At 45.8% G+C, this 20287-nt stretch carries 18 protein-coding genes; 3 read left to right on the top strand and 15 right to left on the bottom strand.

Annotated elements, in window-relative coordinates:
- Positions 1-99 precede the first annotated feature (99 nt).
- The 7 genes from hisS to MKX68_RS18030 form a co-directional block, all read right to left on the bottom strand.
- Positions 100-1353, bottom strand: a complete 1254-nt coding sequence (gene hisS / locus MKX68_RS18060; protein ID WP_340913398.1) for a histidine--tRNA ligase — start codon at positions 1351-1353, stop codon at positions 100-102.
- A gap of 809 nt (positions 1354-2162) precedes the next feature.
- A complete protein-coding gene (locus tag MKX68_RS18055) occupies positions 2163-3431 on the bottom strand; it encodes an SEC-C metal-binding domain-containing protein (protein WP_340913396.1) in 1269 nt (422 codons plus the stop codon).
- 632 nt (positions 3432-4063) lie between these two features.
- Positions 4064-4510, bottom strand: coding sequence for a hypothetical protein (locus MKX68_RS18050; RefSeq protein ID WP_338588344.1), 447 nt, complete (start codon positions 4508-4510; stop codon positions 4064-4066).
- A 104-nt stretch (positions 4511-4614) separates the two neighbouring features.
- Positions 4615-5121 (bottom strand): type 1 glutamine amidotransferase domain-containing protein, encoded by a 507-nt coding sequence (locus MKX68_RS18045; protein WP_105601829.1) that lies wholly within the window; start codon positions 5119-5121, stop codon positions 4615-4617.
- A gap of 266 nt (positions 5122-5387) precedes the next feature.
- Positions 5388-5555, bottom strand: coding sequence for a hypothetical protein (locus MKX68_RS18040; RefSeq protein ID WP_340913392.1), 168 nt, complete (start codon positions 5553-5555; stop codon positions 5388-5390).
- A 76-nt stretch (positions 5556-5631) separates the two neighbouring features.
- Positions 5632-6093 (bottom strand): D-aminoacyl-tRNA deacylase, encoded by a 462-nt coding sequence (dtd, locus tag MKX68_RS18035; protein ID WP_339789385.1) that lies wholly within the window; start codon positions 6091-6093, stop codon positions 5632-5634.
- 12 nt (positions 6094-6105) lie between these two features.
- On the bottom strand, positions 6106-8283 hold the full coding sequence (locus tag MKX68_RS18030) for a RelA/SpoT family protein (RefSeq protein WP_062835889.1): 2178 nt from the start codon (positions 8281-8283) through the stop codon (positions 6106-6108).
- 373 nt (positions 8284-8656) lie between these two features.
- On the opposite strand from MKX68_RS18030, the gene uraA reads away from it, so the two are divergent.
- Positions 8657-9973 (top strand): uracil permease, encoded by a 1317-nt coding sequence (gene uraA / locus MKX68_RS18025; protein WP_338588346.1) that lies wholly within the window; start codon positions 8657-8659, stop codon positions 9971-9973.
- A gap of 153 nt (positions 9974-10126) precedes the next feature.
- On the opposite strand, the gene MKX68_RS18020 is transcribed toward uraA, so the two are convergent.
- The 6 genes from MKX68_RS18020 to MKX68_RS17995 all read right to left on the bottom strand — a co-directional run bounded on the left by MKX68_RS18020 (position 10127) and on the right by MKX68_RS17995 (position 16637).
- Entirely contained in the window at positions 10127-10639 is a 513-nt protein-coding gene (locus MKX68_RS18020) for an adenine phosphoribosyltransferase (RefSeq protein WP_017686780.1), read from the bottom strand.
- Positions 10640-10676: 37 nt separating this feature from the next.
- Positions 10677-13085 (bottom strand): single-stranded-DNA-specific exonuclease RecJ, encoded by a 2409-nt coding sequence (gene recJ / locus MKX68_RS18015; protein WP_338588347.1) that lies wholly within the window; start codon positions 13083-13085, stop codon positions 10677-10679.
- A gap of 40 nt (positions 13086-13125) precedes the next feature.
- Complete coding sequence (locus tag MKX68_RS18010; RefSeq protein ID WP_340913389.1) at positions 13126-14085, bottom strand: cation diffusion facilitator family transporter; 960 nt, start codon at positions 14083-14085, stop codon at positions 13126-13128.
- A gap of 72 nt (positions 14086-14157) precedes the next feature.
- The gene (secF, locus tag MKX68_RS18005; RefSeq protein ID WP_091027615.1) at positions 14158-15066 is read right to left on the bottom strand and encodes a protein translocase subunit SecF; all 909 of its coding nucleotides are present in this window, start codon (positions 15064-15066) and stop codon (positions 14158-14160) included.
- Positions 15056-16306 carry a protein translocase subunit SecD gene (gene secD, locus MKX68_RS18000; RefSeq protein WP_051447453.1) on the bottom strand — a complete coding sequence of 417 codons (1251 nt, stop codon included), beginning with the start codon at positions 16304-16306 and terminating at the stop codon, positions 15056-15058. Before secD ends, secF begins: the two co-directional genes overlap by 11 nt.
- A gap of 91 nt (positions 16307-16397) precedes the next feature.
- Complete coding sequence (locus tag MKX68_RS17995; RefSeq protein WP_036617497.1) at positions 16398-16637, bottom strand: post-transcriptional regulator; 240 nt, start codon at positions 16635-16637, stop codon at positions 16398-16400.
- Positions 16638-16864: 227 nt separating this feature from the next.
- On the opposite strand from MKX68_RS17995, the gene spoVB reads away from it, so the two are divergent.
- Positions 16865-18499 (top strand): stage V sporulation protein B, encoded by a 1635-nt coding sequence (gene spoVB / locus MKX68_RS17990; RefSeq protein ID WP_340913386.1) that lies wholly within the window; start codon positions 16865-16867, stop codon positions 18497-18499.
- Positions 18500-18502: 3 nt separating this feature from the next.
- Here the strand turns inward: spoVB and MKX68_RS17985 are convergent, their stop codons facing one another.
- Positions 18503-19216, bottom strand: coding sequence for a YetF domain-containing protein (locus MKX68_RS17985; protein ID WP_445671122.1), 714 nt, complete (start codon positions 19214-19216; stop codon positions 18503-18505).
- A gap of 228 nt (positions 19217-19444) precedes the next feature.
- Here MKX68_RS17985 and MKX68_RS17980 point away from each other — a divergent pair, with 228 nt between their 5' ends.
- Positions 19445-19837, top strand: a complete 393-nt coding sequence (locus MKX68_RS17980; RefSeq protein WP_036616878.1) for a TIGR04086 family membrane protein — start codon at positions 19445-19447, stop codon at positions 19835-19837.
- A 125-nt stretch (positions 19838-19962) separates the two neighbouring features.
- Here MKX68_RS17980 and yajC read toward each other — a convergent pair whose 3' ends face one another.
- Complete coding sequence (gene yajC, locus MKX68_RS17975; protein ID WP_145324035.1) at positions 19963-20277, bottom strand: preprotein translocase subunit YajC; 315 nt, start codon at positions 20275-20277, stop codon at positions 19963-19965.
- Positions 20278-20287: the final 10 nt, after the last annotated feature.

Genomic DNA, 20287 nt, shown 5'->3' with positions numbered 1-20287 from the left:
CCAACTTCCGCTTAATTGGAATCGTCGATGAGCCTCAGTAATTTTGCCGGATCAATTGTTTTACGTTGAATGTTTAAGATTTAATGTAACACTTCGTGCTTATTTGCCTTCGCGAATTGCTGTTACCAGATCATCAAGCTTCACGGTTTGTTGCTCACCCGTATCCATCGATTTGAGGGCGATCTCACCACGCTCCAGCTCGTCATCACCAAGGATGGCAGTGTAGCGGGATTTGAAACGGTCAGCTGATTTCATCTGTGCTTTCATCTTGCGGCCCAGATAATCACGTTCCCCAGACAGTCCAGACTGACGAAGTTTGAACAACAGACGGTTCACTTCACGATCAGCTGCCTCTCCCAGAGCAACAAAGTATACATCCAGTGGAGCCAGTGTAGTAACCTCAATTTTTTGGTGCTCCAGAATCAGTTGAATACGCTCCAGACCAATACCGAAGCCAATACCCGGCTGATCAGGTCCGCCGATATCTCCAACCAGACCATTGTAACGACCACCGCCGCCAACCGTATCTATTGCTCCAATACCTTGAGCTTTTAATTCAAAAGCAGTCAGTGTGTAATAATCCAAGCCCCGTACCAGACGATTGTTCACAGCATAATCCACTCCGAAATCATCCAGGTATGCCTGCAGCTTGGCAAAGTGATTCAAAGACTCTTCATCCAGGCTATCCAGTATGGAAGGTGCCCCTACGAATTTGTCCTGATCGACTTTGCAGTCGAGCACACGTAGCGGATTACGCTCCATGCGTGACTGACAGTCCTTACACAGGCTGTCTTTCATCGGTCTGAGGAACCCAAGTAACGTCTCGCGGTATTCTGCACGGCTGGTTGAGTTACCAACGGAGTTGATTTCCACTTTGACATCCTTCAAGCCGAGTTCTACGCACAACTGGTAGCCCAGTGCAATTACTTCCGCATCAATTGCCGGGTCCAGCGCACCGATGGCTTCTACACCAAACTGGTGAAACTGACGCTGACGGCCTGCCTGCGGACGCTCGTACCGGAACATTGGACCGATGTAATACAGCTTGCTCACATCCGGTTCGCCGTAGATTTTATTCTCTACATACGCACGGACAACACCCGCTGTTCCCTCCGGACGAAGAGTCATGCTGCGATTACCTTTGTCATCAAAGGTATACATTTCTTTCTCAACGATATCGGTAGTCTCTCCTACACCGCGTACAAATAAAGAAGTCTGTTCGAAGATCGGTGTACGAATCTCACGGTAATTAAACCGTCGACACAGATCTCGTGCTTTTTCTTCTACGTACTGCCATTTCTCGACAACTCCAGGCAGTAAGTCCTGCGTTCCAGTCGGTTTTTGAAAAGCCATCTTGATCCCTCCAGCATTGATTTTTTTCTCTAAAAGTTAAAAAATTCTACACGTGATCACTGCGCGGGCAGAACAACCTTACAATCGCTGTTATCCCCAGATTTTTTTAATTAATTTTATAATGTTGAAATCCGGTGATAGCATATGCTTCCGATGTAGCTTTCTTTCAGAAAGCTTTTAGGCGAACGCTTCGCTTTTACAGGTTTTTTCTGCCCTCTCCGTTTTCGTGTATTTCTTTTAAATCAACTTATATAACAAAAAAATCCCTCGCCCTGTCGCTGTGTATACAGCAAACAAGGGACGAGAGATTGTGTAATATACATTCACCCGTGGTACCACCCACATTCCGGAAACCTGACACTTTAGCCGTTCAGGTGATCTCTGATGATTCAAGATTGCATACAGCACCCTGATCAAGCAGATATTCCGCTCTACGTGTAACGCACGTCCTGCGCAGGCCGGCTACTGGTTAACAGATCATTTCTGCTATGTTCGCCGTCTGTTCTCGGGGAAGTCATTCGTCCGCTCATCAAGAGAATCCTTACAGCCTGGGGATTCCTCTCTGGTCATGTGGGCACGGAGTACTTGGTCCCGTCATCAAATCAGTAATATTTTACTCGTATTATTTTATCGTTATTACTTTTTCTGATTGTAATGAACCGCAGTGCTAAAGTCAAGGGTTAACACGAAAAGATAGCTCTAAAAAATTTTGCTCACACGCTGCACGGGATGGGACGTCCACAAAAATCACGGATAATAGAAGCTGAATTCATCATATGAATTCCAACTTCTATTCGCTTCTTATTCCTCTATTGTTGCAGCATCCATTTCAACAGATCCGGCGCGCTCGCCCATAAACGGGAATGCATAATGACATATGCAATCGCTTCGTCGGAGTCGCCCATTCCGACAAAATCAGGGAGGTTATGCGGCAACCGCTTCAAACCCAACAGGTAATCAGGCACATGTTTGTTCAAACCCCGGGCCACACGGTACAGCATTTTGAGCTGGGAGGTGATTCCGTTTTTCTTATACTCCAGAATAATCTTGTCATAGGCAAAGGCCGCTGCGGCGTCACCTCTTCCATACTCCTCCAGCAATTGCTCTGCCTGATCCAATTGGTTACTATACAAATACACAGCAGCGAGCAGGTAACGTGCTCCGGTATTGTCTTCCGTATTAAGCTCTAGAATATGCTCCAGGATCTGTGATGCTTCTTTCGTATCTCCGCCAAACCAGCAGGATTCGGCATAGCTTTTGCATATCCGGATATAGGGACGAGTCTCATGAAGCCCCCAGAAGTCCCCTTTGTTCTCCTCAAAGAACAGTTCACCCAGTTCACGTTTGCCAGCAGCAATTCCTTCCTTGAGGTAAGATCGTGCATCATTCTCATTGTCCGATTCCTCAGCCAAAATGAGATACGCATCAGAACTGTCAGGATACATCTCCAGCGCTGTTTCCGCCAGACGTACTCTCCGTTTGGAAGAGCTCGCTTCCATCGCCTTAGACAGCAGAGCCTGTGCTTTGTCTTTCGATGTGCCTGGACCGTTCAGCATCAATAGCTCGTCCGTTTCACCGCCCATGCCGTATTCTTCGATGTAACTATTCATCTCCTTAACCTTCCGGGAGATCGTGCCTGTCGTTACCTCATATTTATCAGCCAGCTCAGCCTTTGAGACATTGAAGCCGTATTCCTCGGACAGCAAATACTCAATTGCAGCAGAGAACGAGCCTGTCTTCTTCACAGTAGGGCGGGTCTGACGGGAGTAGCCGTTCCATAACACCAGAGCTTCCAAAATTACCTCTGGCTCGTATTGTTTCCTCATGTTCTCAATAGTCTGCAGTGCCAGCTGTTCGTGAGCCGGATGCTCCCATTTCAAATCGCTTGCCACCATTTTTTTCAGCTTGGTCAAGGTTAGTTTGCTCTCAGACTGAATGGAGGCTTCCCGAACCGGTTGCTCCGTTGATATTATCCCCAGTATGGATTCTACTGCAGAGGACTCCTTGTTCAGACAACATTTCTTATATTTTTTCCCACTACCGCATGGGCATAGATCATTTCTTCCAACCTTACTCAAAACTAATTCCCCCTTAAATCTGTCTCTAGCCATTCGCATGAGAACTCTGTTGCTTTAGCATTGTAGGTGTCATTTCTCAAACGAGGCATTCTATATAACTTTCAAATTCCATCGATTAAGCAGAAACGGCTGCCCCGTACTTATATAAAAAAAGGCGGGGCCGTTTCAGCGAGTATATGTTCATCTGGAATATGACCGATCACTCTGGCGATGAGTTCCTCATACTCTCTGTCATAGGATTGGATTCGCCTGAACCCAATCGCTGGAGCTAGATCTACCGTCCAATGTAGCCCAACTATGAAAACAATTCGCTGTAGAATATATAAACCCATCTCTCTATTCTAGCAAAAATTGAATAAAGGGGTAAGCTCTGCCCAAAACATACACATTCTCAGTTCAAAAAAAATAGCCTGCACACGGTGTGCAGGCTCAAAGGATATATAAAAAAAGGGGGTCATGTGTGTTATTATAAGCCCACTATGTTAAAGGCTTATGTATCTAATATTACAGTAATATTACAAAAATGATAGCGCTTTATAAATTAGTTTTTTAATATCCTCCTGATTAAAAAGCCCTTGCACATCACTCGACTGTGTGGTCGAGCAGTGCAAGGGCCAAGAAGTATCTACACGTTAATTCAAATCTTCCACATAGGCATGGTTGGAACGAAGCTTATGAACAATCTCCTCATAATCCTCATCCCTTACTTTGGCAGACAGAACATAATGCAGATCATCATAATCGGCCGAAGACACATCTGCAGCATTCAGCAGGTCTCCATCCTCATTCACTCGGTCACGAGTATCCCGTTCTGCATCACGGTCCACATTGGCTACTACAGGGATCACATTTTCGCTAGCTGGAACACCAGGGGCTGCACCTACACCCATTGCTCCGTTGGTGCCTACCCCACCTGCTGTATTATAAGGCACCAGTGGCACCATAACACGCGTGTCTCTACCTATCGCACTATCGAGTTGACCTACTTCCAAATGCTCTGTACGGAACGTCTGAAGTGAAGTTCTTGCTCCCTCTGCCTCGTCCTCGGTTCGAAAATACGCCTGAATATGTTTTGTCATGTCAAACCCTCCTTTTTCGGAATGAAATGCAACGTGAAGTTTGTAAACGTCACGATGTAACGTAGTTAAGATACATCAATGTATGTCAGTGGCACTGGCTGAAGTTATATAACTTTTAGCAGTTCACGTACAAACGCTGGCTCATCTTCAGGTGTTCGGGATGTAATATAGTTTCCATCCACAACGGCCTCATGATCCTTGAACTCTGCTCCTGCGTTTACCATGTCATCCTTAAGTGGTGGATAGGATGTAATGGTGCGGCCTTTCAACAGACCGGCACTAGCCAAAATTTGCGGACCATGACAGATCGCAGCAATTGGTTTCTTCGCACTGTTGATCTCGGTGACAAACTTCAAGATGTGCGCATCAGTCCGCAAATTCTCAGGGGATGATCCACCAGGAATCACGACTGCATCATAATCTGAAGCGGATGCATCACCAATCGCCTTATCTGTGGTATAGGAGGCCTTTCCTCCTTTACCTTTAAGGGTCTCACCGGCTTTTAATCCGATAATCTCCACTTCATGTCCAGCTTTTTTTACTTCGTCATACGGGACCTGCATCTCCGAATCCTCAAAGTCATTCGCCAATAAAAAAGCAACTTTACTCATAACGTATGTTCTCCTTTCCGTGTTCGAACTTTCTTTATAAAATCGGGTCTTGCAGTACATTGGCACTTCGTTGTGCCTCGTTTTGTTATTACCCTCACCAGAGCAATTTATAACAATTTGATGTAATTTCATTTTGTAACGAAGTCGTCAAACGAACACTTAAAAAGTTCTACTCACGACAAAAAGTCCTGATTCGGGAAGGAATCAGGACTTTTTCAGAATCTGTATAATCCAAATATCGGATGTTTATATACCTTTGTAAACATTCAAGATCGCGGAAGATGACTTTGCTTCCCTTTGTCCGTATCCTGAAGTGCCCAGATCGTTGCAACATACTCAGCAGCCGAACGGGCAAGGTGCAATGATTCATACAGGTTGCCAGGGAGTAACAAAGGTTCTGTACGGGTACGTGTTTCTTTCGCAGATTGGCGCATAATTGGATGGATACTCCTTTGATCATGAAATAGTCATCAACGAATTATCCCTCATTATGGCCTAAACCCCATGAAATTATGCACGTGGTTCCTGACGAACCGGACTTTCAAGCATCAAAGTCACGGGTCCCCAATTGGTAAATGTTACATCCATCATCGCTCCGAAACGCCCGGTTTCAACCTGAATACCTTTATCCTGTAGTAGTTGATTAAACGTTTCATATAACAGTTCTGCCGCTTCAGGTCGGGCCGCAGCCGCAAAGCTCGGACGCTTTCCTTTGCGACAATCCCCATACAGGGTGAACTGGGAAACAGACAATACAGCACCGCCTACATCAAGCAGGCTGAGATTCATCTTCTCCTGATCATCCTCAAATATCCGTAACCCACTAACTTTGTCAGCCAGATACTGGGCATCCTTCGTGGTGTCCTCATGGGTAATGCCTACGAGCAGCATTAATCCGGATTCGATCTTCCCTGTCAGCTCGTCTCCCACGGTCACCTGAGCCTCTTTACAGCGTTGTACAAGCACCCTCATCTTACAGGCTCCTTACTGCATAATCCGATGCACCGAATAGACATCTTTCACACGTTTGATCCGTTCTACAACGGATTGCAGATGATCCGTATTACGAATCAGAATTGTGACGTGCACCAATGCTAATTTATTTTTATCTGTCCGTCCTGTAACGGCAGATATATTGGTTTTACTTTCAGATACAGCCTGAAGTACCTCGTTGAGCAAGCCATTCCGATCATGGCCTGTAATCTCAATATCCACACTGTAACTTGCTTCAATATTCTCTTCCCACTCGACCTCAATCACACGTGCTGCTTCTTCTCCGTCTGCACTTGTCGGGATATTCGGACAGTCACTACGGTGTACGGAAACGCCGCGTCCGCGTGTAACGTATCCGATAATGTCATCCCCAGGTACAGGATTACAGCATCGTGCGAATCGGACAAGCAGATTATCAATGCCTTTGACACGAATACCGTTGGTTGGTCGATTTCTGCGCTCAGGTGCAGGTTTCAGCTCACGCATCTCGGAATTTAATTCCAGCAAACTGGACTCTTCCTGCTCTTTACGCAGTTTTTCCGTTGCTTTGGTTACAATCTGTGCAGCAGTAATCCCACCGAATCCAACAGCAGCAAGCATGTCATCAATATCGTTAAACGCATATTTTTTGGCAGCTTCCATCAACTTGTCATCCGTCATCCATGCAGAAGGATCAAGCCCCATGCGTTTCAGTTCACGCTCACAGCTATCCCGACCTTTTTCAACGTTTTCTTCACGGCGTTCCTTCTTGAACCATTGCTTGATCTTCGCTCGTGCATGAGATGATTTCGCAATTTTTATCCAGTCCTGGCTCGGTCCGTAAGAATGTTTGGACGTCAAAATTTCGATGATATCGCCTGTCTTCAGATGATAATCGAGCGGAACAATCCGACCGTTCACTTTGGCACCAATGGTCCGATTACCAACCTCCGTATGGATTCGATAAGCAAAATCCAAAGGAACAGAGCCGATCGGCAATTCGATGACTTCTCCTTTTGGCGTAAATACAAATACCAGATCCGAGAAGAAATCCATTTTGAGTGACTCTACGAATTCTGATGCATCCTGTGCTTCGTTTTGAAGTTCAAGAATTTCACGGAAGAACGTAATCTTATCTTCAAAATGATTTCCGTTCGCAGCGCCTTCTTTGTAGGCCCAGTGGGCAGCAATACCAAATTCAGCAGTCCGGTGCATATCCCATGTCCGGATCTGCACTTCCGTTGGTTCGCCATTGGGACCAACTACCGTTGTATGCAGCGATTGATACATGTTCGCCTTCGGCATCGCAATGTAGTCTTTGAAGCGTCCAGGCATCGGTTTCCATAACGTGTGTATAATTCCCAGGGTAGCATAACAATCCTTGATATTATCCACAATAATACGGATAGCAAGCAGATCGTAAATTTCGTTAAACTGCTTGTTTTTGGTGGTCATCTTCTTGAACACGCTGTAGATATGTTTCGGGCGGCCCGAAAGGTCTGCCTGAATTCCCATCTCATCGAGCTTGTTCGTAATTCCATCCATAACCGTATCAATATATTGCTCACGTTCTGCACGTTTTTTGTGCATGAGGTTTGCAATTCGGTAATACTGCTGCGGATTCAAATAACGGAGGGCGATGTCCTCCATTTCCCATTTGATTGCAGAGATACCCAAACGGTTTGCAATCGGACAGAAAATTTCCAGCGTCTCATATGAAATCCGGCGCTGGCTTTCTTCCGACTGAAACTTGAGTGTCCGCATATTATGCAGACGGTCAGCCAATTTAATCACGATGACACGGATGTCCTGCGCCATGGCGATGAACATTTTGCGGTAGTTCTCGTTCTGCTGTTCTTCCTTGGAGCGAAACTGAATACGTTCCAGCTTCGTCAAGCCGTCAACAAGCATGGCACACGTATTGCCGAAATGATTGCGGATCTCTTCAAGTGAGACCGTAGTATCCTCTACTACATCATGAAGAAGCGCTGCTATTATGGAGATGGTGTCCATCTGCATGTTCACAACAATGTCGGCAACCGCAAGCGGATGCAGAATATACGGTTCTCCCGATTTTCGCGTCTGTCCATGGTGGGCCTGATCAGCAAATTCGTAAGCTTCTCGTATGCGCACCAGATCGGGTTCTTTGATATATGCCCCGGCCTTCTCGAGTAATTGCTCTATGCCCATTCTGATCTGTTCCGTGTCCTTTCTATACCAAATGGAACCCGTGACAGTGCTGCAACACAGGTTCCCCGTAAAAGTAATTTCCTATAATTATGACGCTTCGCCCGTTTCCCGTCAACTGCTGACGAATAACAGCGCTTATCCAATTTTTATATTGGTGATCTGGATTACTTCTATCCCATTTCCCTATGACTCACAGGGGATTGGATGTATTTCTTATTTCTTATGTATTATTGCCGTTATTTGCTGAAATAGAAGGAAAATTCATGAAAATATAAATTCCATCGCTTTGCTACGTCAAAAATGTTATTGCTTAATTAAGAGAAACTCTGTAATCTATTGAAAGTTTGTGTTTCGGAAAAGGAGATGAAATTCATTGCAACGCGAAATTCAGGTTAATCAAAAGATGCCTCTTGGCTCAGGTTCACTGCTTAGCCTTCAGCATTTGTTCGCCATGTTTGGTAGCACGGTGCTTGTACCAAACCTGTTCGGTGTTGATCCAAGTATGATCCTGCTGATGAACGGGATTGGAACACTGTTGTACATACTCATGTGTAAAGGTAAGATTCCAGCATATCTCGGATCAAGCTTTGCCTTTATTGCACCTGTCACAATGGTATTAAAACAACATCCAGAGAATGGCTACTCCATGGCACTTGGAGCTTTTATCATAACAGGACTTGTTTTCTGTTTCGTGGCCCTCATTATTAAATTTGCGGGTACCGGATGGATTAACGTAGTCTTCCCACCAGCGGTTATGGGCGCCATCGTTGCTCTGATCGGTCTGGAGCTTGTACCTGTTGCAGCTGGTATGGCAGGATTGATTAACTCTGATCCTGTTGCTAACCCCAACTGGGTGCCTCAGGCCAAACCCATTATTTTATCCATGGCCACACTCGGTATCACTGTTATTGGAGCCGTAACGTTCCGTGGATTCCCCAAAATCATTCATATTCTAATCGGTATTGTAGTCGGTTATATCCTTGGCTATTCTATGGGTCTGGTTGATAAACAGGCTATTGGAAACGCTGATTTCATCTCACTACCAACCGTAACAACGCCTACATTTGACTGGTCCGTTATTTTCACCATTTTACCTGTAGCGCTTGTGGTTATCGTTGAACATATTGGACATTTGCTTGTAACGAGCAGCATTGTAGGCAAAGATCTTTCAAAAGACCCTGGGCTTCATCGTTCCCTGCTTGGTAATGGGGTCTCCACCATTCTGTCCGGGTTTGTAGGATCTACTCCTAATACAACCTATGGTGAGAACATCGGTGTAATGGCCCTGACCCGCGTATACTCCACATATGTCATTGGTGGGGCAGCAGTTATTGCAATCGTGCTCTCCTTCTCAGGAACATTCTCGGCGCTTGTAGCCAACATTCCTGTGCCTGTTATGGGTGGAGTATCACTACTTCTCTTCGGGGTCATTGCAGCATCCGGTCTGCGTATTCTTGTTGAACAGAAAGTCGATTTTGCCAAACCGACCAATCTACTGCTTACTACACTTGTACTGGTCATCGGACTGAGTGGTACAGAAGTTACCTTCTACGGCGTTCATCTGAAAGGGATGGCATTGGCAACCATCGTCGGAATCCTGATGAGCTTGTTGTTCAAACTGTTTGAAGTGCTAGGTTGGTTGAATGACGATTCGCGTAAACAGCCTGTCACTGAAAAAACGCCACATTAATTTCCATCGTATACACATCAAAAAGCCTGTTCTCCCTAACCTTACGGTTGGAAGAACAGGCTTTTTGATAATCATTAATGCTCTATATTATTTCCCGGGAAACGGAAAAAACAATTCATGTTTCGTCACAGCGGTACATGTGGAGATCTCAGCTTAATAATTCATCAATGTGAATACATCGATTTCTGGCAATTTGGCACGACCATTCAGATCAGACAGCTCGATCAGGAAGGCAGCTCCGACAACTTTCCCACCCAATTGTTCAATCAAGTTGATGGAAGTTGCAATCGTTCCACCCGTTGCGAGCAAATCATCTGCGATCAGGACATTTTGACCTTTTTCAATCGCATCTGTGTGCATCGCGAGTGTATCCTTGCCATACTCGAGATCATAACCAACTTCAATCGTCTCTCCAGGCAGTTTTCCACTTTTGCGAATCGGAGCAAAACCGACACCAAGAGCGTATGCCAGAGGGGCGCCCACAACGAATCCACGTGCTTCAGGTCCAGCAATAACGTCAATTTTAAGATCAGAAACCATCACTTTCAGTTCATTGATCGCATTGCGGTACATTTCTCCATCCTTCAACAATGTTGTAATGTCCTTAAAGCTGATTCCCGGTTGTGGAAAGTCAGGAATGACACGAATATAATCTTTAAAATCCAAAATAATCTCCTCCTAAAATAAATACACAAACTTCCATCTAAGATACGCCCTTCATCCGGGATATCATCCATTGTGTCAGTTGCGGTGTGGCTGCATCCAGCATCACCTGTTCTATCTCGGCCATATTTTCGAGCGCCTGATAGTGACGTGAAGCGGTTAGTTCACGCTTAGGCGGGTTATCCACAAACGCAATTTTGCCGTTATCACGGGTAATGAAGGATAACTCTTCGAATACATCCAACATCATCGTAATCATGCGCGGCGAACAACCACACTGACGACTGAGCACAGGAGTAATCTCTTGTTCCTCCACGGGTTCAGCTTTCCATTTCAACACCTGCATATAAATACGCTTAAAGAGTTCTCTGGAAGGCATCTGAAGGCGATCTCGGCGGTTGCCTGATCCGTGCAGAAGGATGATATTCTCAGCTCCACTGAACAAAGCCAGCATGGCATTAAGTTGTTCCGGGGTTTCCGGCGTATCAAACACAAATAACGTCCGGACTTGTTCCTGTCCATAATGCTGTGCAGCAGCATTACACGGAAATAACCCGACCTTTCTATCATATACCCAAAGGCAAGGTTCATACAATGAATTTCCCTCGGAAACATCTGTTTCTTTCCGGACAATAGCACCAACAGAACCAGATTTATATCGCAGATGCACCTCAAGTGAGCTCAAGAAATGCTTCATCGCATTTAATGGCTCGGCATTACCACGCAAATCAAACACTTGGACCTGAGGAACATGAATGTCCTGAAGCATCAATTGAGGTTTTCTCATCCCATTCCATTCATTGATGGACAGTTCTCCCATCACATCAATAACGGAACCTGGGAGAAGAAACTCTGCTAACGCTCCCTTGCCAAAAGCAACGGTTTCCAGTTGCTGACCATCCTGTTCCAGAACCAGTTTCAGATGGCGTTTCTCTCGTCCCATTGTTCTGGTTTCCTTCACAGTCACACTTCTCAATACAAACCGTGGCGAAGGATTGCTCATTCCAAAAGGCTGCAATCTGTCGATCTCCTGGATTACTTTCAGCGGAACATCACTGATTCTGCATTCATCATCCGCAAGACGTTGAGGTACAAAGTCCTCTTCAGTTAATACAGATGCAGCAAACTCATTCAAACCAGCCTCAAGTTCTTCCAGCTGATCCCGATGCAAGGTCATACCTGCTGCAGCAGGATGTCCCCCGTAATGGTCCATGGTGTGTTTATTGACTGTGAGCGCCTCATAGATATCCAAGCCATCAATAGAGCGCGCAGAGCCCTTGCAGACACCGCTCTCTGGATCGATCCCAAGGATAAGTGTAGGTCGGTAATAACGCTCCAGCAATTTGGAAGCCACAATACCAACTACTCCGACGTTCCAGCCCTCACCAGCCAATACGATTACATCTGGAACGGATCCTGAACGAAGCCGTATCTTTTGTTCCAACTGTGCAGTTGCTTCTTGTAATATGCCCTCTACGACTTGCTGCCGCTCCCGATTCAATAGATCAAGCTGGCCCGCAAGCGTATGAGCTTCATCCAGATTCTCGGTGGTGAGAAGCGATACCGCTCTTCCGGCATGATCCAAACGTCCACTGGCATTAATACGAGGTGCCATGGCAAAGGCAATATTAATTGAAGTCACCTGACTCTGATCCACCCCACTGATTTCCAGCAATGCACTTACACCGGGAAGACGTGAACCACGCATCGATTCTATTCCATAACTAACGATAACCCGGTTCTCCCCTTCCAAAGGCATCAGATCGGCAACGGTGCCGATGGCGGCAATCTCCATCCATTCACCGGGCACTTCCCCGATTAATGCCTGAGCGAGCTTCAAGGCTACTCCTGCTCCTGCCAAACCTTTAAAAGGATACGGGCATCCCGGAAGTTTTGGATTAATAAGTGTAAAGGCTTCGGGCAAAATGTCAGGAGGCTCGTGGTGATCTGTCACAATGACTTCAATGCCCAGCGTTGCAGCATAGGCAATCTGTTCAACAGCACTGATTCCGGTATCCACGGTAATAATCAATGAAACGCCTTGTTGATGCGCCCAATCCAACGCATGGTTGTGCAATCCATACCCTTCATTCGAGCGATGAGGGATATATATATCGTACGAAGCCCCAAGATGACGCATCAAATGGATCATGAGCGATGTGCTGGATACGCCATCAGCGTCATAATCCCCGTAGATCAAAATATGTTCTTCCCGCTCCAATGCCAGCTTGATACGTGGCACAGCTTCATTCATGCCGAGGAGCAGATAGGGATCATGCATCTGATTCAGATCAGGATGCAAAAAACGTTCGGCCTCCTTCTCATTGTGCACTCCTCGACTCACAAGCAAACGTCCAACAAGGGGTGAAACGGAAAGCGCCTGCGAGAGTCCCGCAGCCGCCTCCAAATCGATATTCGGTGTATTCCACCGGTATTGCGAATAAAGCAATGATAACGCTCCTTTCCTGATCTACTGGACCCGCGCTTCACTACTGAATTAATGTCGCTTCGTGATCGGGCAGTTCATGATTGGATTTATAAGGATAACCTGGATCATAAGGTATCGCTTGAATCTGTACTTCTTTCACATGACTGAACCGGGTTAGCAGTAGTGTCTTGGCGCGATTCGCAATCTCCTGTGCTTCCAGTATTGAGATTCTTGGATTCACACTAATAACCAGCTCAATCGTAACGTCATGTTCCTGTTCACGTGCAACCAAATGTTCAATGGTAATGATGCCATACACCCGCTGTACAGTCTCTTTGAAATCTGACGCTTCTTCCTGCTGCAGTTCCTGAATGAGTGAACCATAGACTGTGTCCACAATCATTCGGTAACCCTTGTGAAGCACAAAACAGGAAGCAATCAACGCTGCCGTGGGGTCCAGGTAGAGCAACATGCTCAAACCCATCTCTTCACCAGCCATCGATCCTATAATGCCGATTAACACGGTGAGCGAGCAATAGAGCGAACGACGATGTTGCTGTGCATAGGCCAGCGCCTGAGACTGGTTTCGTTTACGGAAATATCTGTACTGAAATTGAAAAATTGCTTCTTTCACAGCCAGAGCTGCAACAGCCACCAAAAGTACCGACTTGCCTGGCGCTTCCGGTTCACTTCCGGAGAGACTACCCAATGCGGAGATAGCAAGTTGTAATCCACCCATGAGGATCAGGACAGATAACAATACTGAGATTCCGGGTCTAGCAACATGTGAATGTTCTTTAAACCGTCCCCTGTGAGCCCTGCTCTTATCGCGTACAGACTTGGAGGGAAAGAGACCAGCCAGGGCAGAACCAGCTTCAGAAGCAGAATACAAGCCGTCAGCGAGCAATGATTTGCTGTTTGCCATATAACCGACTCCCGCTTTGATCACCGCAAGTCCCATATTACCAGCAATACCGCTCCATGTGGCAGCCTGAGCAGATGGGATATGTTCTCTGGTCATGAATATTCCCCCTTAATTCTGTACATAAAGTTGCAAAACCGCGCCTGGCAGACGCGGCTCACAATAAGATGTTTAGTTAGATTCTTTAGCTACTGTTTTTGGCTTTTCCACTTGTTTACCTTTAAGCATCAGCCATAGTGGAGCGGCGATATAGATTGAAGAATATGCGCCGAACAGTGTTCCGATAACCATAGCAAGCGAGAACATGCGAATGGATTCTCCACCAAATATGAACAAACAGATTGAAGCTGCAAACACGGTGAATGTTGTATTCAGGGAACGTGTCATCGTTTGAGCCAAACTGCGATTGACTACTTCGCGTAGGTCGGCTTTGGTTGTCTTTTTGGCAAAACGCAGATTCTCACGAATCCGGTCAAAGATAACGATCGTATCGTTGATCGAGAACCCGACAATGGTCAATACTGCAGTAATAAAGGTCAGATCGACTTCCAAACGGAAGATAGAGAACACACTTATTACGACAAATGCGTCATGGAAGAGTGCGATAACCGCAGCCAAACCAAAGCGCCACTCAAACCGGATTGCAACATAGATCATGATCCCGATACTTGCAATGAGTACCGCGTAGATCGCGTTGCGCTCCAATTCTTTGGCCATCTCCGGATCAACGGTATTTACTTCATAGGAAGCCGATGCATCCAGTTTGGTAAATTCCTGTTTAAATTTGCTCTCTTGGGTCTCATCCAATTCATTGGAGAAACGAACATTTACACGGTCAGCCCCCGGTGTAATGGTAACATCACCCTCATCAACACCGATGTCCTTAACGATAGGTTTAATCTGCTCCGCTGTGATTGCTTTGGATACCGAGATATCCACATTCGATCCAGCACGGAAATCAACCGCGTAATTCAAACCCAAAGCCAGAATGCTGATGATCCCCGTAATCGTCAGAATAATCGAGAAGATATAGGCAATCTTACTACCTTTAACATAATCAAAATTCCAATTAAAGCGCACGAATTTCACTCTCCTTCACTCCGAAGTACTTAGGCTTCTTCAACACGTTACCCCGTACAAGCAGGGTCAACAGGAAGCGGGAGAAGAAAATATTCGTGATAATACTGGTGACAATATCAAAAATCAGCACGAGTGCAAAACCTTTAACCGCACCTGTTCCCAAGAAGAACATAACAGCCGCAGCAATAATGGTTGTGATGTTGGAGTCAATGATTGTTCGGAAGGAATGTTTACCACCCGCTTTAACCGAAGACAAGATCGACTTACCACTGCGCATCTCTTCTTTAATCCGTTCGTACGTGATGATATTGGCATCCACCGCCATCCCTATACCCAGGATAAACGCCGCAATACCTGGAAGGGTAAGTACGAATTCTCCTAAATAGAAGATTGCAAGTACCAGCCACGTATGTGTAATCAAGGCAAAACTCGCAATAATACCAGGAATGCGATAAAGCCCAATCATGAACACTAGAATAATAACGGAACCAATCAATCCCGCTTTAATGGTCTGATCCAGAGAAAGTTTACCGAGTGTTGCACCAACACTTTGTGAATACTTCTCTGTAAGTTTCAGTGGCAATGCACCCAGGTTAATGGTGTCACGAAGCTGGTTTGCTTCGTCACGTGTGTAAGCACCCGAAATCTGAGCGGAACCATCTGTCAACTGTTGTCTAACGGTTGGAGCAGATAACAGCTCATCGTCCAAATAAATAGCGAGAGGTTGTCCGATCAAACGTTTGGTAATCTCGGAAAATTTAGCTTTGTCTTTCACTTGAATGTCAATCATAGGCTCATTCAATTGAGTGAACACAACTTTGGCTGCATTCTCAACAAATTCATTTCCGCGAAGTTCGATTTTGGTGTACTCGCCTTCCTTGTCGTTCTCAGCTTTACTACGGAAGGTCAAAACAGCCGGTTCTTTCATTTTGGCTCTAACTTCAGCCTCATCCGTAACCCCTGCCAACTTCAAACGAATCCGGTTGCTTCCTTCTGTGGTTACCTCCGGTTCGCTTGTTCCGAGCGCATTGGCGCGGCTTTCAAGGCTTTTGGCCGTTTGCACCAGAGATGCTTTGGTGACTTGTTGACCTGCTTCGAGCGGCTCTGCTTCATATAAGATCTCGTAGCCTCCCTTTAAATCAAGGCCCAAGCGTATATTTTTGAGCAGTTCCGGGCTTGTTCCCACCATTACCCCTGTGGTGACAAGCACGACCAGAATGAAACTGATAATTCTTTTCATGCCGTTCCTAGATCCCCTTTCGTTCTCAATATTCCTATTATAGCGATGCCGTAAAAAGCAGTCAATTTTCAACAAAAAAGATCCCTTTCGTCTAGAAAGAGGACCCCCGGTATGCAGACACGGTCATAAAGTTCATAAAGCTTGTTGCTTTCAGTGACAAAATGTCGTTCACCAGCTGGTGAAGCGGTGGAATGCCCTGTTTTTCATATTTATGACTGACGCAATTCCAGACATCTTTGCTGGTGACATATTCGTAACCGACAAGCCTTAATTCCTCCGCTTTGCTACGGCAGAGCATCTCTATTGACTGTTCCAACTCCACATCATTCATTTCTTCCAACGGGGAGCCTCCCTTCGTACATCCAAGCCTTTATGCGGCATCAATATTACATGATTCGACTTCGCTTGATCATATTCCTTCTTGCTGATTATGGTTCTTTTTGTTAATCGTGTCCAAGTTGTCATGAGAAGATAAAGGACTGGCATAGGATGAAGAACAACGGCTTTGTCCCGTTTATGTTGATAGCCTGTACTTTCAACCGGGAAAGAGGGGTAGTCTTGAAGAAACAGACATTTATCCAGGGGGCCATGATCCTGCTCGCGGCAGGCATAATTAATCGAATACTTGGTTTCATTCCGCGCATTGCGCTGCCACGAGTCATTGGTGCAGAAGGTGTTGGCATCTACCAATTGAGCTATCCCTTTTTTATCGTACTGGTGACATTAATTACGGGTGGTATTCCGCTCGCCGTAGCCAAGCTCGTAGCCGAAGCTGATACCGGTGCCAATCGTTATTCCCCCCAGCGAATCCTGCAAGTCAGCTTAAGCTTTACGTTGACCCTGGGTGTTGTATTCATGTTTTTGTGCATCCTATTTGCACCCTGGGTTACCAAGTACGTGCTCACAGATGAGCGGGTGTACCATACGTTTGTTAGTATGAGCCCCATGATTGCCATTATCGCCGTATCAGCCGTCTACAGAGGGTATTTCCAAGGTAAGCAAAACATGATGCCTACTGCCATTTCATCCATTGTTGAAACCATCATTCGTATCGTCTGTGTCATTTGGTTTGCCTGGCTTCTTCTCCCCCACGGTATTGCCCAAGCTGCTGCTGGTGCCATGCTGGGCGCACTCGTTGGAGAATTCGGCGGTATGCTTGTACTCTTGTGGAAGTATAACAGGCAGAAGAAAGAGTTACCTCTAGCTAAGCAACAGAACATGTCCAATCTCACAACCAAACCTTCAGCCAAGCCTTTAAACCCAATACCTTCAGTTCTGAAAGAGACGGGTACTCCACAGCCCGGATTAATCCGGCGTTTGCTTGCAATCTCTATTCCTGTTACAGCAGGCCGATTGGTTGGCTCCTTATCCTATTTGGCCGAAACCATCGTTACTGCCCAAAGTCTGGCTCTGGCAGGCATATCCAAAGGGCTTGCTACAGCACAATATGGTGCATTACAAGGTATGATTATTCCTTTGCTGCTGCTGCCGGGTGCACTAACCTCATCGCTCGCGACATCACTTGTGCCTTCACTGTCCGAGGCTTCTGCTCAGGGGGATCGCGCACTGATTCACAAAAGAATGCATCAGGCCTTACGCTTGGCACTTGTGACAGGTGCTCCGTTTTCTGTGTTTATGTATGTGCTTGCCGAACCGATGTGTCTTGTTCTGTATAATGATGCATCGATTGGAAGCATGCTGAAGCTAATGGCTCCTTTTGCTTTGTTCATTTATATTCAAGCCCCTCTTCAAGCTGCATTACAAGCTCTTGACCGCCCAGGTAAAGCACTGCTGAATACATTTATCGGTGCTGTTATCAAAATCACGTTGATTTTAACGCTCGCTTCCAGGCCTGAATATGGCATCTTCGGTGCAGTCATCGCCATCTGTGTGAATTCTACGGTAGTTACCCTGTTACATGCCCAAAGCGTACGCAGTTTGTTACAGTTCCGCTTCAAAATGATGGATTGGGTCAAGACGGGAGCAGGAATGTTTATTATGGGAGCAGCGACCCTACTCGTGTACGAAGAGACTGCGATGATGTTGCCCTTCTGGTTCCGGATGCTTCTCGCTCCTTTTGTCGGACTTATTGTGTATTTCATCGTTATGGGCTGGACCAAAATGATTGACTTTCATGATCTGTCCCGTGCCCCTTTGATCGGTTCATGGTTTAAGCGCCGGTCAGGCAAATGATTTTCATTTTTTATCATCTTTTGGACTGACATATATCTTCCCATTGTGGTCAATGGAGCATATAAATACATCTTTGAAATCCATAATTCCGTTATGTTGAATTTGATTTTTCAGCCAAAATCTCGTTTTCTGGATGATCTCCAGATTCTGATCCTGGACCTTTCCGTCCATAATTAAGGGTAGTGGCAGACCTTCATATTTGATATTTGGAAATCCGTCAATCTGGTTTTTTCCCGTTTTGGATTTACCGGAAGAAGCCCCTTCTGAATCAGAGCCGGAAGAACTGCTGTCGTTAGAAGCATTCTCATCCTTGGGAAAAACGGTCAGCTTGCCTGTGGTCTCCAAGATAGCGAAATCAACCTCACCGATACTGTCTACATTCTGTTCACGGAGTTGTTGCAATAGATCATCCAGATTATATCGTTGCTTCCGCATCTCATCCCGGTGAAGAACGCCTTTGGAGATCAAAACAGTAGGTTTGCCATCAATTATCAGGCGAAGACGCCGACTTTTAAGACCTATAAAGGCCATTCCGATCTGTACAATGATCAAGGTAAGCATGGGGGCTATCCCGTGAGAGAGCGGTTTATCAATATCTTCAATGACAAAAGCAGCCATTTCAGCAAGCATAATGGAGACAACAAGATCAAACATGGATAGCTTACCAATCTCACGTTTACCCATAACCCTCATTGCACAGTACACCAGAAAGTACATGAGAATGGTTCGAAAGATATGTGATCCGACATCTGGGAAGTTCACAACAGGGGTCCTCCTTCGAAGCTGAGTTTTTAACAGTTAGCTGGGTAGTGCAATCCCTATTTTGACCTGAACCTTACATGCTCATGCAGAAATAATCCGTTCATTTAATGGAAAACAGTTCATAAGTCCGAAGGCTTGACCATACACTGTATTAACTTATAACTTGTACAAGGGGGTTGCTTCATGCAATTGATCCGCCGCTTGGTTTCGTTTCGAGTGTCCAATCCGATTCTGTCAGGCCTCTGTCAGGCTTTTGTATGGATGTTTATCGGGGCATTTATTCTCTCCTTGTTTCTCTGGATGAGCGGAATGCGGGAACAGGACCTCTCGTTGTATACCTATGTTGTTCATGGCTTGTCATTATTGGTTGGTGGTTTTGTCGCAGGCAAACGTTCTGGTGAAAAAGGATGGTACTACGGAGGGATTACCGGAATCGTATATGGACTCCTTGTGCTGTTGATCGGATTTCTCGCGCTGGATGCTTCGTTTAATTGGAAGGATAGTTTACAACTGCTTAGCGCGTTCTTCATTTCAGCTCTCGGTGGCATGTTCGGTGTTAATACGCATCGCTCCTGACTGCTTGGTAAAGAACATCGAACTTCCCTCATAAATCAAAAAAGAGAACCGGGTCTCCAGGGAGATCCGGTTCTCTACTAGGGAATACGCCACAAACGCACCCTCGTTATTCTATGTTACAGTAACTATTCAACAGCCGTATCACGAGCTACAGCCGTGCTGATTGCATTACGGTCAAATGTAAGCTTAGTTACATCGTTTACACGCAGTACAACCACATCGTCCGTAATCTCAGCGATCGTACCGTGAAGGCCACCAATCGTTACAATTTTATCGCCCTTTTTCAATTGGCTCAGCATCGAATTCCGTTGCTTTTGCTTTTTGTTCTGTGGACGAATCATCAAGAAGTAGAAAATTGCAACCATGAGTACCAAAGGTACAATCAAAGATACAATGCCTCCACCCGCTTGTGCTCCTGCTAGAGTCATTCCCTGAAACATTCAAACTCCC

This window comes from Paenibacillus sp. FSL M8-0212, from assembly GCF_038004645.1.
Classification (GTDB): domain Bacteria; phylum Bacillota; class Bacilli; order Paenibacillales; family Paenibacillaceae; genus Paenibacillus.
Note: the sequence above shows the minus strand (reverse complement) of the source record. Positions and strands in the feature narration are given on the sequence as shown.